Genomic DNA, 12,190 nt, shown 5'->3' on the forward strand with positions numbered 1-12,190 from the left:
GGTCGGCGTTCGGCGGTCGGCGTTCGGACTCGCACAACCGAAGTCGGCTCGAGCCGCGGTCGTCCGTGGCGCGAGCCGTTCGGCGTTGTGCGACGCCGACTCGCGCCACAGCCGCTCCCCGCCCTGTGTCGTAGGGTCGGCGCATGGGGGAACCGTCTGCGTCCGTGACCGTCAGAGCCGCCGTGCCCGAGGACGCCGAGGCGATCGCCACCGTGCACGTCCGCGCCTGGCAGGAGGCCTACGCACACCTGCTCCCGGCGGCGTTCCTGGCGGCCCTCGACCCGCGCGACCGCCTGGAGCGGTGGCGGCGGATCATCGACGACCCGACCGTCGCCGTGCACGTCGCCGAGGTGGACGCGGCCGTCGTCGGGTGGGCGACCGCGGGCCCAGGACGCGAGGCCGACGCCGTCCGCCCGCTGGAGCTCGAGGGCATCTACGTCCTCGCGGCCGCCCACGGTTCGGGTGCGGGGCAAGCGCTCCTCGACGCCTCGCTCGGCGACTGTCCGGCGTTCCTCTGGGTGGCCGAGCACAACCCGCGCGCCGAGGCGTTCTACCGCCGCAACGGGTTCCGCCGCGACGGCTCGGTCAAGGTGGAGGCCATCGGGCCGCACACGATCACGGCCGTGCGGATGGTGCGCTAGAGCTTCTCGATCGGGGCGATCTTGATGAGCAGCTTCTTGCGCCCCGCGGCGTCGAACGCGATCTCGGCGATGCGCTTGGCGCCCTGGCCGGTCACTGCCCCGACGGTGCCCTCGCCGAAGTCGACGTGCTTGATGCGGTCACCCGCCGCCAGTTCCATGTCGCCGTTGTCGCGGACCTGCCCGGACACCCGGTTCGCCCACTCGGTCTTCGGGCGGGTCTTCGCCGCTGCGGCTGCGCGGTCGTAGGAGCCGCTGCCCCAGCCGCCGCCACCGCGGTACCCGCCACCGCCGGCTCCGCCGGCTCCGCCACCACCGCTGGAACCGTCACGCTTGGCGTTCAGGGCGCGCGGCTGCGTCCCGCCGCGGCTGTTCGCCATGCCCGGCGACTGCTTCCACTCGATGAGCCCCTCGGGGATCTCCTGCAGGAAGCGGGACGGCATCGCCACGTTGACGTCGCCGAACTGTGCGCGGGTCATCGCGAGCGAGAGGAACAGCGACTTCTTGGCGCGGGTGATCCCGACGTAGAACAGTCGGCGTTCCTCGGCCGGCCCACCGGGCTCGTTGGCGGACATCCGGTGCGGCAGCAGGTCCTCTTCGATGCCGGTCAGGAAGACGGCGTCGTACTCCAGGCCCTTCGCCGTGTGCAGCGTCATGAGGGACACCGTCCCCGAGGAGTCGTCCAGCTCGTCCGCCGCGGCGACCAGGGAGACCTCGGTCAGGAAGTCACTCAGTGTGCCGTCCGGGTTGTTCTTCTGGAACTCCCGGGTCACGGCCACGAGTTCGTCGATGTTGTCCGCACGGGCGGAGTCCTGCGCGTCCGGCGACTTCCGGAGCTGCTCGAGGAGCCCGGAGCCGTCCATGAGCTGGGTCAGGGTGTCGACGACCGGCTGCTCGGTGGCCTTCGCGGAGACCTCGTCGAGGAGCGCCGCGAACGCCGTGATCGCGTTCCGCACCTTCGGCCCGAAGCCGAGTTCGTCGGCGTGCCGCAGCGACTCGCGCATGGAGACGTCGTGGTCGTCGGCGTAGCGCTGCAGCGTGGTCTCGGTGACCGAGCCGATGCCGCGCTTCGGCACGTTCAGCACACGACGGAGCGCGAGCGGGTCGGCGGGGTTGGCGACGGTGATCAGGTACGCCATGGCGTCCTTGATCTCCGCGCGCTCGTAGAACTTCGTGCCACCCAGCACCCGGTACGGGATCGCCGCACGGATGAAGATCTCCTCCAGCGCACGCGTCTGCGAGTTCGTCCGGTAGAACACCGCCATGTCGCGGTAGTCGGTGCCGTCGTCGTGCAGCCGCTGGATCTCGTCGGCGACGAACTGGGCCTCGTCGTGCCCGGTGTAGCCCGTGAACCCGACGATCTTGTCGCCGGCACCGACCTCGGTGAACAGGTTCTTCACCTGGCGGTCGAAGTTGTTCGCGATCACGGCGTTGGCGGCGTCGAGGATGTTCTGCGTCGAGCGGTAGTTCTGCTCGAGCAGGATGACCTTCGAGTTCGGGAAGTCCCGCTCGAACTCGACGATGTTGCGGATGTCGGCCCCGCGGAACGCGTAGATCGACTGGTCCGAGTCGCCGACGACGGTCAGGGACGCCCCGGCGATCGAGCCGTCGGTCTCGCGCATCCTGGCGACGTGCTGGCCCTCGTCCTCGAGCCGGTCGACCTGCTCCACCGGGACCGGTCGGGTGAGCTCGCGGATCAGGGAGTACTGCGCGTGGTTGGTGTCCTGGTACTCGTCGACCAGGATGAAGCGGAAGCGGCGCTGGTAGAGCGCGGCGACCTCGGGGAAGGCCCGGAACAGGAACACCGTCTGCCCGATGAGGTCGTCGAAGTCGAAGGCGTTCGCGCGCCGCAGGCCGTTCGTGTACCGACGGAAGACCTCGGTGAACATGACTTCCTGCGGGTCGTTCGCGTTGATGTTGCGCGCGTACGAGTCGACGTCCTGCAGCTCGTTCTTGAGCTTCGAGATCTTCGACGCCGCTGCCCCCACGGTCAGCCCGAGGGTGTCCGCTTCGAGGTCCTTGATGATCCGCTTGAGCAGGGCCCGCGAGTCGGCGGAGTCGTAGATCGTGAACGACTGCGGGAACCCGAAGCGCTCGGCTTCACGCCGCAGGATCCGGACACAGGCGGAGTGGAACGTGGAGATCCACATGCCCTCCGACGCCTGCCCGACGAGCGCACGGACACGCTCGCGCATCTCGGCGGCGGCCTTGTTCGTGAAGGTGATCGCGAGGATCTGCGACGGCCAGGCCTCGCGGTTCGCCAGCAGCAGCGCGATGCGCCGCGTGAGCACGCTCGTCTTGCCGGAACCGGCACCGGCGACGATGAGCAGCGATTCGCCGCGGTACTCGACGGCTTCCTTCTGCTGGGGGTTCAGACCGGCGGTGAACGGGTCCTCGTAGGAGCGGGCCCCGGCGCCCGGCTCGGGCGTCGAGTCGAATGGGTCGAGCACGATCGTCATGTCCGGGACAGTCTAGGCGCGGCCCCCGACAGCCGCCCGCGCCCGGACGGCGAGGTCCGCATGGTCGGCGAACACCCCGTCGACACCGGTGCGGATGACCGACGTGTACCACCGCTCCCAGTCCCCGAGGCCGGCGACCTCCCCGCCTCGGCGCAGCGGCGCCGGCAGGAACCGGTTCTCCGGCCGCAGGGTCCACGTGAAGACCTGGAGCCCGGCGGCGTGCGCCCGATCGACGACGTCCGACCGGACGGGCCGCGGGTCGTCGAGCGCCACCGCGTCCACGCCGGCCATCAGCGTCCGCAGGTCGACGCTGATCCCGTTGAACTGCTCGGCCAGCGTCCGGAGCGCGACGTCCGTGCGCTCGTCCGCGAAGGTCGGGGCGGCCGACCCGTGGGCGGCGACCTCGTCCGCGGCGCTGCCACGGGCCTCCTGGAGGTAGACGAGCCGGCCGCCCACGCCCCGCGAGCCGAGGTCGCGGAGGACGGTCTTCTCGAAGCTCTCGACGGTGAGCCGGTCGTCACCGCGCCACCCGGCTGCGGCGAGCGCCTCGGCGACCAGCGGCGCCATCGGCAGCCCGGCCTGGCCGAAGTACGTGGCGTGCTTGACCTCGGCGACCAGCCCGACCGGACGAGGGGCATCGTCCAACAGGGTGAGCAGGTCCTCCAGTCGGAGGACGGGGTCCTCCCCGTCGTGCGCCGCCGACCCAGGGCGGAGCTGCGGCAGCCGCTCTCGGGTGCGGAGGGTGCGGAGCTCGTCCCAGGTGAAGTCCTCGGTGAACCAGCCGGTCAGCCGCTGCCCCTCGACCGTTCTGGTGGTCCGCCGGTCGGCGAACTCGGTGTGCGCAGCGACGTCGGTCGTGCCCGAGATCTCGTTCTCGTGCCGGAGCACCAGGACGCCGTCCTTCGTGGGCACGAGGTCCGGTTCGATGGCGTCGGCACCGAGCTCGATCGCGAGTTCGTACGCGCTCCGCGAGTGCTCGGGCCGGTACCCGGAGGCACCTCGGTGGGCGATCACCGTCGGGGTCGAGGTCATGCGGGCGACCCTACTGACCGCCGGTTGCCGCTCCGTGGACGTCGTGCGGACCACAGGAGGCACGCAGCACCAGCTCCGCGTCGAACTCGGCGTGCGCCCGCGACCCGGTGGGGTCGAGCACGCGGGTGACGGCCGCGTCCGCCATCGCCTCGATCGGTTGCCGGACCGTCGTCAGGGGCGGCCAGGTGTACTCGGCCTCCCACGAGCCGTCGAAGGCCACCAGGGCGATGTCCTCGGGCACGCGCACCCCGCGCTCGTGGAAGGCGCGGAGCACACCGACGGCGGTCCGGTCGGACGCGGCGAACACCGCGTCGGGTCGGTCGCCCTCGTCGGCGATCCGCAGTCCGGACACGTAGCCGCCGTCACGCGTGTACCCGCCGTCGTACACCCGGCCGGGAGGCACGCCCCGGCTCACGCACGCCGCTCGCCATCCGCTGTGGCGGGGTTCGCGGTCGTCGAGCTGGCCGACGAAGGCCACCCGGGTCCGCCCGTGGTCGAGCAGGTGCTCCGTCGCGCGCTCGGCACCGGCGCGGAGGTCGGTCCCGACGCTCGCGACGCCGTCCCGCGCCGCCGGGGCGTTGAGGTCGACCCACGGCAGCCCGACCGGGTCGATCGCGGATCGGTCGGCGGCTCCGCTGGAGAGCACGAGCACGCCGTCGACCATGCGGGCGGCGAACTCCTCGAACCGCGCGCGGAGACCGTCCGGCTCGAAGCTCGTCGCCGTGGAGTACAGGGCGTACCCGCGCTCGCGTGCTGCTGACTCGATGGCAGCGGCGTACTCGGCGAAGAACGGGTTCGCGAACACAGGGTCGTCCCGGTCGGGGACCGCGAGCACCAGGGTGCGGGCCGACCCCGAGCGGAGTGCCCGCGCAGCCTGGTTCGGTCGGTAGCCGAGCTCAGCCACCGCGGCGAGCACCCGGCGCCGGGTGTCCGGGGCGACGGGTGCTCCACCGTTGAGGGCGTAGCTCACCACCGCGTCCGAGACCCCGGCGAGCCGGGCGACGTCGCGCCGGGTCGGCTTGCGGGTCGGCCGCTCCGGTGCTTCGCTCACGCCCTGATCATGACACCCGGTGCGCCACCGGGAGGGCTTCCCCGACGGCCACGGGCGCGTCACCCTGGTCGGGAATCGGGAGCCGCTCGCCGTCACGACGGGCGGACTCGAGTGCGACGAGGCCGGGCAGCGTGTACCGCGAGGCCTGCCAGGCGTTGACCGGCGGCAGCACGCCGTCGTTCACGGCGCGGACGAAGTCGTCGACGAGGAGCTGGTGCGAGCCCTCGTGCCCGTTCGGCGCGAAGTCGAACTCCGCGGGCAGGCGGTCCGTCAGGGCGTCGTGCACGGGCGCGTGTCCGGAGACGAACGAGCTGCGGAGCGCCGGGGACACGTCGGCCAGGCGGGGGTCGTCGTCCTCCATGGTCGGACGGTTCTCGAGCTGGTCGGAGACGTCGGTCACGCCCTCGCGGTCCTGCCAGACGGAGTTCGTCACGAGCTGCTCGAAGCTGCCGTCGGTGCCGAACCAGCGGAAGCGGCTCTCGCGGATGTACGAGGGGAAGCCCACGCGACGGAACTCGTTGATGCGCATGGACCCGCCGCCGTCGAGCTCGAACAGCGCGGTCATGTTCGAGAAGTCGTTGTCGAACATGCTGACCTCGGTGTCGAAGACCCCGTCGCCGCGGTCGTCGTGGACGCCGATGCAGCTGACGCTCGTGGCGTGCCGCGGGACCGCGCCGAGGACGCCGCCGATCGCGTGCGTCGGGTACCACATGGGCGGGTAGCTGGCCGTGGCCTTCCACTCGTCGCCGCCGCTGTACCTGTAGGCGTCGTAGAAGCCGAGGTCCATGTCGTGGACGTAGTCGCCCTCGGCGTAGAAGACCCGGCCGAACGCACCCTGCTCGGCCTTCTGGCGGGCGAAGACCGTCGCCGGGTTGTACTGGCTGGTCTCGCCCATCATGTACGTGAGGCCCGTCTCCTCGACGGCCGCGATGATCGACTCGATCTCCGTCAGCGCCGTGGCCATCGGGACGGCCGAGTACACGTGCTTGCCGGCACGGAGGGCCTGCAGGACGAGCGGACCGTGCGTCCAGCGCTGCGTGAAGATCGCGACGGCGTCGACGTCGGGGCTGGCGAGCATGTCCTCGAACGACGGGAACGTGCCGGCGAGGTGGAGTTCCTCGGCGAGCTGGTCCGCACGCTCTGGGAGCACGTCGGTGGCGTAGACGGCGGAGATGCCCGGGTGCTTCTCGAAGAGGGTGGCGAAGTGGCTGGAGAACTGGCCGGCTCCGACCATGCCGAGGGTGAACGTCATGCTGGCTCCTTGCTGGCGGGTGTGCGTCGTTGCAGGTCCCATCGTCGCGCCCGGGTTTACTCGTGTCAACCCCTGCTGCGTCGGCGGTCACGACCGCGCTCTCGGCGAACTCCCGTCGATCGCGAGGGGGTCCCGCAGCACGCGCCCGTAGAGTGCTCGCGACGGCAGCACCTCCGCCGTCCGCTTGCCGCGAATCCTCAGCCTTTCGTTGCGCCGCACACCTAGGCTGAGAGGACGCGAAGGAACGCATCCGCCGTTCCCGCTCACGATCCGACCAGAGGAATCACGAGGACACCATGGCTTTCAAGCCCGGTTTCGATCAGTCCCCCGCCTTCAACGACGCGGGCCGGAACGCTTGGAGCGCCGGCTCGCAGCAGCAGAACCGCTGGGGCGCGACGCCGCAGCAGTCCGCCGGCATGACGCCCGAGCAGCTGCAGTACATGTACGACCGTCCGGCGGCGAACACCGTCGACACGGACCGCATGTCGTACGAGGACACCATCGTCAAGACGCTCATGGCGTTCGGCGTGCTCGTCGTCGGCGCCGTGGCCGGGTGGAACCTCCCCCCGATCGTCTGGATCGCCGGCGCGGTCATCGGGTTCGTCCTGGCGCTGGTGAACACCTTCAAGAAGAAGCCGTCCGCCGGGCTGGTGCTCGCGTACGCGTTCTTCGAGGGCCTGTTCGTCGGTGGCATCTCCGGCTACTACCAGCAGGCGTTCGGCGGCATCGTCCCGCAGGCCGTCTTCGGCACGCTCGGCGTCTTCGGCATCACGCTGGCGCTGTTCGCCTCCGGCAAGGTCCGCGCCACCCCCAAGGCGACGCGCTTCTTCCTGATCGCGATCGTCGGCTACATGGTGTTCCAGCTCATCAACCTCGTCCTGAGCGCCACCGGGATCGTGCAGACCCCGTTCGGCATCATGGGCCAGCCGAGCTTCCTGTTCGGCATCCCGTGGGGCGTCCTGATCGGCATCTTCGTGGTCCTCATGGCCGCGTACTCGCTGGTCCTCGACTTCGACCAGATCAAGACCGGCGTCCAGCGTGGCGCTCCGCGCATCTACGGGTGGACCGCCGCGTTCGGCCTCATCGTGACGCTCGTCTGGCTCTACCTCGAGATCCTGCGCATCCTCGCCATCATCGCGAGCAGCTCCCGCAACTAGCACGCACACCCGAAGGGCCCCGGCACTCGCCGGGGCCCTTCGTCGTTCCCGCCCCACGCCCGCCGACCGGTCGCAACACCCCGCTCACGTTCGTCCACCGGCCACGAACCGTCGCTCGACGATGCCGCGTCCGACGATCTCCGACCGTCCGGCGACACGCAGACGGGAAGTCGTGACCACTCGGCGCCGGGCACCCGACGCCCGCGCCCCCCATCCCCGCTGAGATCGCACTTCGTGTCGGCTCGGCGCCGGCGGAGCCGACACGAAGTGCGATCCCACCGAGGGCCACCGGCGACTCGAGAGCCCCGGAACGACGAAGGGGCCCGACGCCTCACGCGTCGGACCCCTTCAGGACGGGAGACTCACTCCCACTCGATCGTCCCCGGCGGCTTCGACGTGACGTCGAGCACGACGCGGTTGACGTCGCGGACCTCGTTCGTGATGCGGTTGGAGATCTTCGCGAGCACGTCGTACGGCAGGCGGGTCCAGTCGGCGGTCATGGCGTCCTCGGACGACACGGGACGGAGCACGATCGGGTGCCCGTACGTGCGACCGTCACCCTGCACGCCCACGGAGCGGACGTCGGCGAGGAGCACGACCGGGCACTGCCAGATCTCGTCGTCCAGGCCGGCGGCGCTGAGCTCGGCGCGGGCGATGGCGTCGGCCGCGCGCAGGATCGCCAGGCGCTCGGCGGTGACCTCTCCCACGATGCGGATGCCCAGCCCGGGACCGGGGAACGGCTGGCGACCGACGATGACCTCGGGCAGCCCGAGCTCACGCCCGACCGCACGGACCTCGTCCTTGAACAGCGTGCGCAGCGGCTCGACGAGCTTGAACGTCATGTCCTCGGGCAGACCGCCCACGTTGTGGTGCGACTTGATGTTCGCGGTGCCGGCACCGCCACCGGACTCGACGACGTCGGGGTAGAGCGTCCCCTGGACGAGGAACTCGACCTCGCCGGAGCCGTCGTCGGACGACTCGGACTTCGCCTCGAGCACCAGGGCCTCTGCCGCCGCCTCGAACGTGCGGATGAACTCGCGCCCGATGATCTTGCGCTTCTGCTCGGGGTCGCTGACACCGGCCAGGGCGTCGAGGAACTGCTGCTCGGCGTCGACCGTGACGAGCCGCACACCGGTGGAGGCGACGTAGTCCTCCTCCACCTGCTTGCGCTCGTCCGCGCGCAGCAGCCCGTGGTCGACGAACACGCACGTGAGCTGGTCACCGACGGCCTTGTGCACCAGGGCAGCAGCCACGGCCGAGTCGACGCCGCCGGACAGCCCCGCGATGACGCGGGCAGAACCGACCTGCGCACGGATGCGCTCGACCTGCTCCTCGATCACGTTCGCGGAGTTCCAGTCACCCGGCAGCCCGGCGGCGCGGTGCAGGAAGTTCTCGAGCACGGCCTGCCCGAACGCGGAGTGCTTGACCTCGGGGTGCCACTGCACGCCGTAGAGCTTCCGCTCGTCGGACGCGAAGGCCGCCACCGGTGTGGAGGAGCTCGACGCGAGGACCTCGAAGCCCTCGGGTGCCTCGGACACCGAGTCGCCGTGGGACATCCAGGTGGTCTGCGCCGCCGGCTGGCCCCCGAGCAGCACCGAGTCGGTGCCGGTCACGTCGACCGCGGTCGCGCCGTACTCGCGGAGCCCGGTGTTCGCGACCGTGCCACCGAGGGCGGTCGCCATCGCCTGGAAGCCGTAGCAGATGCCGAGCACGGGGACGCCGAGCTCGAGGATGGCGCCGTCGAGTGCCGGGGCACCGTCCTCGTACACGGACGACGGACCGCCGGACAGCACGATGGCTGCGGGGTCCTTCGCGCGGATCTCCTCCGCCGACATCGAGTGCGGGACGATCTCGCTGTAGACGTTGGCCTCACGGACGCGTCGTGCGATCAGCTGCGCGTACTGCGCACCGAAGTCGACGACGAGGACGGGTCGCTGGTCGGTCTCGCTCACCGAGCGCTCTCTTTCTCACGCTGCTGGGCAGCGGTCAGCTCGTGGTAGGTGGTCATGGCGGCCTGCTGCATGCGGTGCTCGACCACGAAGGACATGAACGGGATGACACCGCCGAGCGCGATGAGCAGGAAGCGCGACGGCCGCCAGCGCATGATGCTCCACAGGCGGAAGTCGGCGAACAGGTACACGACGTACAGCCAGCCGTGTGCGATGAGGATCGCGATCGACAGGTTGAAGGTGCCGGGGGCCTCTCCGGCGGTGCCGTTCGGCACGAAGAAGGCGCCGCCGCCGAGCTGCATCTCACGCTGGATCGGCGTGTACTTGATGACGACCTCGACGACCAGGGCGAGCAGGAGCACGCCCGTGACGTACGCGGAGACGCGGTAGAACCGGACGGCCCCCGGGATCTTGGGGACGTCGCGGGTACGGACGGTCAGAGCCATGTGGAGAGCCTATCGTCGCTCGGTGGTCAGGCCGGAGGGGGCGAGGTCGGCCTGCTGACGCTCGTCCTCTTCTCGTTCCCAGGTGTCCTTCACGAAGCGCCACCACAGGAACACGGCGAAGCCGGCGAAGACGACCCACTCGACCGCGTAGAACAGGTTGAGCCAGTCGAACTGGACCTCGCGTGTGGGCGCCCGGTCGGCGACGGTGCCGAGGTCGGCTGCGGATGCGGTGGTGCCGTCGGCGACGACGTACCCGCCGTACATCCGGTCGTCGAAGGCCTTCCACGTGTTCACGAACCGGGCGGGGGCGACCGCCGAGTACTCGTCCCGCTGGAAGGCGTCCTGGTCCGGGGACTCGGACGGGTAGTACCGACCCTGCACGGTGACGGTCGCGCCGTGCGCCATGCGGTCACCACCGGCGACGGCGGCTGACCGCTGGTCGGACCACCCGAGGACGACCGGGAGGCTCGCCCCCGTGGTCGTGTCGACCATGTGTCCCACGGTCTGGTAGCGGCCACCCCCACTGCGGCCCGTCAGCACGGTCGTGTCGCCGGCGACGAAGCGGCCGGTGACGGTCACTCGCTGGCCGGCCAGGCTGTCGCCCACCCCACGCTCGGGCTTCGAGACGTCGGAGAGCACCTTGCGGGTCTCCGTGGTGGCGGGCAGCGGCTTGCCGTTCTCGATGCTCCGCTCGAGCTGCCACTTGCCCAGGAAGGCGAACACCGCAGCGAGGACCAGCGCGAGCAACAGCAGCGCGATCCACCTCGGTCGTCGGGCGACTGCCCACATCTGTATCAGTACTCCGGATCGCGCGGACGGGCCGGGCGTTCGGGGCGCTCGGCGGGGGTCTCGATCGACGACGTCCCGGTGCTCACGGTCTCGGGCTCCGGCGTCGCCGCAGGCTGCCCATTCTCCCGCTCGTCCCTGCCAGCCGCCTCCACGAGCGCGATCTCGTCGGCGAAACGGCGGTCCCGCTCGGCCTTGCGGGCGGCTGCGGCCTCGGCGGCGGCGCGCTCGCGCCCCCGCAGCTTGCGGACCCGCGCCGGGCGGATCACGAGGCGCCCGATGCGGTCCGAGTTGATGGCGAGCACGGGGCCCAGGACGGCCATGATCAGGACGTAGAGGCCCGCGAACGCGGTGATCCGGTCCTCCAGCCCGGCGGCGGCCGAGAGCGTCGCGAGGATCAGCGCGAACTCGCCACGGTTCACCAGGATGACCGCGGTGTTGATGCCCTGCTGGACGTTGAAGCCGTTCATCCGGGCGACGAGCTGACCTGCGACGGCGTTCAGCACCACGGTCATGCCGATCGCGGCGAGCACCGGCCAGACCACCTCGCCGAAGGTCGCGATGTCGAGCCCGAGGCCGAAGTTGACGAAGAAGAACGCCGCGAAGACGTCGCGCATCGGGAGCGCGAGCTGCTCGATGCGGTCGCGGTAGCGCGTCGCACCGCAGAGCAGGCCGATGACGAACGCCCCGATGGCGTCGGTCACGCCGAGCAGGTCGCCGATGCCGCCGAACATCACCGCGAGGCCGAAGAACAGCACCGTGAAGAGCTCGTCGTCGCGGGTGGCGAACAGCTTGGAGACCTGCTTGCCGCCCCACCGCGCCAGGCTGAACATCACGATGAGGAAGCCGAACGCGAGCGCGAGCTTGCCGATCACGCCCCAGATGTTCGTGTCACCGGAGAGCACGACGGACACGATCGCGAGGTAGATCGCGATGAAGACGTCCTCGATCACGGTGACGCCGAGGATCATCGGGGTCTCGTCGTTGGCGAGCCGCCGGAGCTCGATGAGGAGCTTCGTGACGATCGCGCTCGACGAGGTGGCCGTCATGCCCGCGATCACCAGGGCTTCGCGGGTGCCCCAGCCGAGGGAGAACCCGAACGCGAAGCCGACGGCCATGTTGATCGCGACGTACGTGCCGCCGGAGACCAGGAGCTTGCCGGCGTTGCCGTAGAACTCCTCTTGGTCGAACTCGAGCCCGAGGTTGAACAGCAGCAGGATCAGGCCGAAGGTCGCGATCAGCTCGATCGTGTGCGACTCGACACTCAGCCCGATCCACGGCGTGTGCGGGCTCGCGATGAGCCCGACGACCATGTAGATCGGGATGGCGGGCAGGCCGATCAGCTTGCCCAGGCGTCCGAGGACGTAGGCGATGAGGAACAGGGCACCGATGGTGAGCAGCTCACCACCGAGGTGCATGC

10 protein-coding genes are annotated in these 12,190 nt (G+C 70.4%); 2 read left to right on the top strand and 8 right to left on the bottom strand.

Annotated elements, in window-relative coordinates:
• Positions 1-143: 143 nt before the first annotated feature.
• Positions 144-641 carry a GNAT family N-acetyltransferase gene (locus OVA28_RS02315; RefSeq protein WP_268095617.1) on the top strand — a complete coding sequence of 166 codons (498 nt, stop codon included), beginning with the start codon at positions 144-146 and terminating at the stop codon, positions 639-641.
• On the opposite strand, the gene OVA28_RS02320 is transcribed toward OVA28_RS02315, so the two are convergent.
• From OVA28_RS02320 to OVA28_RS02335, 4 genes are read right to left on the bottom strand one after another with little or no spacing between them, the layout of a single operon-like run.
• Positions 638-3,097, bottom strand: coding sequence for an ATP-dependent helicase (locus OVA28_RS02320; protein ID WP_268095618.1), 2,460 nt, complete (start codon positions 3,095-3,097; stop codon positions 638-640). The genes OVA28_RS02315 and OVA28_RS02320 overlap by 4 nt on opposite strands.
• 12 nt (positions 3,098-3,109) lie before the next feature.
• A complete protein-coding gene (locus OVA28_RS02325) occupies positions 3,110-4,129 on the bottom strand; it encodes a glycerophosphodiester phosphodiesterase family protein (protein ID WP_268095619.1) in 1,020 nt (339 codons plus the stop codon).
• Positions 4,130-4,139: 10 nt separating this feature from the next.
• Positions 4,140-5,180, bottom strand: coding sequence for a LacI family DNA-binding transcriptional regulator (locus OVA28_RS02330; RefSeq protein WP_268095620.1), 1,041 nt, complete (start codon positions 5,178-5,180; stop codon positions 4,140-4,142).
• Between the two features lie 7 nt (positions 5,181-5,187).
• Positions 5,188-6,432, bottom strand: coding sequence for a Gfo/Idh/MocA family protein (locus OVA28_RS02335; RefSeq protein WP_268095621.1), 1,245 nt, complete (start codon positions 6,430-6,432; stop codon positions 5,188-5,190).
• 296 nt (positions 6,433-6,728) lie between these two features.
• Between OVA28_RS02335 and OVA28_RS02340 the strand changes: the two genes are divergently transcribed.
• Complete coding sequence (locus OVA28_RS02340) at positions 6,729-7,589, top strand: Bax inhibitor-1/YccA family protein (protein WP_268095622.1); 861 nt, start codon at positions 6,729-6,731, stop codon at positions 7,587-7,589.
• A gap of 362 nt (positions 7,590-7,951) precedes the next feature.
• On the opposite strand, the gene guaA is transcribed toward OVA28_RS02340, so the two are convergent.
• Genes guaA through OVA28_RS02360 form a run of 4 tightly spaced genes read right to left on the bottom strand, consistent with a single transcriptional unit; the run spans position 7,952 to position 12,188 of the window.
• Positions 7,952-9,541, bottom strand: a complete 1,590-nt coding sequence (gene guaA, locus OVA28_RS02345) for a glutamine-hydrolyzing GMP synthase (protein WP_268095623.1) — start codon at positions 9,539-9,541, stop codon at positions 7,952-7,954.
• Entirely contained in the window at positions 9,538-9,984 is a 447-nt protein-coding gene (locus OVA28_RS02350; protein WP_194626306.1) for a DUF3817 domain-containing protein, read from the bottom strand. Before OVA28_RS02350 ends, guaA begins: the two co-directional genes overlap by 4 nt.
• Before the next feature lie 9 nt (positions 9,985-9,993).
• The gene (locus OVA28_RS02355; protein ID WP_268095624.1) at positions 9,994-10,773 is read right to left on the bottom strand and encodes an SURF1 family cytochrome oxidase biogenesis protein; all 780 of its coding nucleotides are present in this window, start codon (positions 10,771-10,773) and stop codon (positions 9,994-9,996) included.
• A 5-nt stretch (positions 10,774-10,778) separates the two neighbouring features.
• Complete coding sequence (locus OVA28_RS02360; RefSeq protein ID WP_194663094.1) at positions 10,779-12,188, bottom strand: cation:proton antiporter; 1,410 nt, start codon at positions 12,186-12,188, stop codon at positions 10,779-10,781.
• Positions 12,189-12,190: the final 2 nt, after the last annotated feature.

It is taken from the genome of Curtobacterium sp. SL109, from assembly GCF_026672405.1.
Lineage (GTDB): Bacteria > Actinomycetota > Actinomycetes > Actinomycetales > Microbacteriaceae > Curtobacterium.

What these genes read in the sequence shown, in the direction of transcription:
- OVA28_RS02315 (WP_268095617.1), top strand. Translation starts at nt 144, where the DNA reads ATGGGGGAACCGTCTGCGTCCGTGACCGTCAGAGCCGCCGTGCCCGAG.
- OVA28_RS02320 (WP_268095618.1), bottom strand. Translation starts at nt 3,097, where the DNA reads ATGACGATCGTGCTCGACCCATTCGACTCGACGCCCGAGCCGGGCGCC.
- OVA28_RS02325 (WP_268095619.1), bottom strand. Translation starts at nt 4,129, where the DNA reads ATGACCTCGACCCCGACGGTGATCGCCCACCGAGGTGCCTCCGGGTAC.
- OVA28_RS02335 (WP_268095621.1), bottom strand. Translation starts at nt 6,432, where the DNA reads ATGACGTTCACCCTCGGCATGGTCGGAGCCGGCCAGTTCTCCAGCCAC.
- OVA28_RS02340 (WP_268095622.1), top strand. Translation starts at nt 6,729, where the DNA reads ATGGCTTTCAAGCCCGGTTTCGATCAGTCCCCCGCCTTCAACGACGCG.
- OVA28_RS02350 (WP_194626306.1), bottom strand. Translation starts at nt 9,984, where the DNA reads ATGGCTCTGACCGTCCGTACCCGCGACGTCCCCAAGATCCCGGGGGCC.
- OVA28_RS02355 (WP_268095624.1), bottom strand. Translation starts at nt 10,773, where the DNA reads ATGTGGGCAGTCGCCCGACGACCGAGGTGGATCGCGCTGCTGTTGCTC.
- OVA28_RS02360 (WP_194663094.1), bottom strand. Translation starts at nt 12,188, where the DNA reads ATGCACCTCGGTGGTGAGCTGCTCACCATCGGTGCCCTGTTCCTCATC.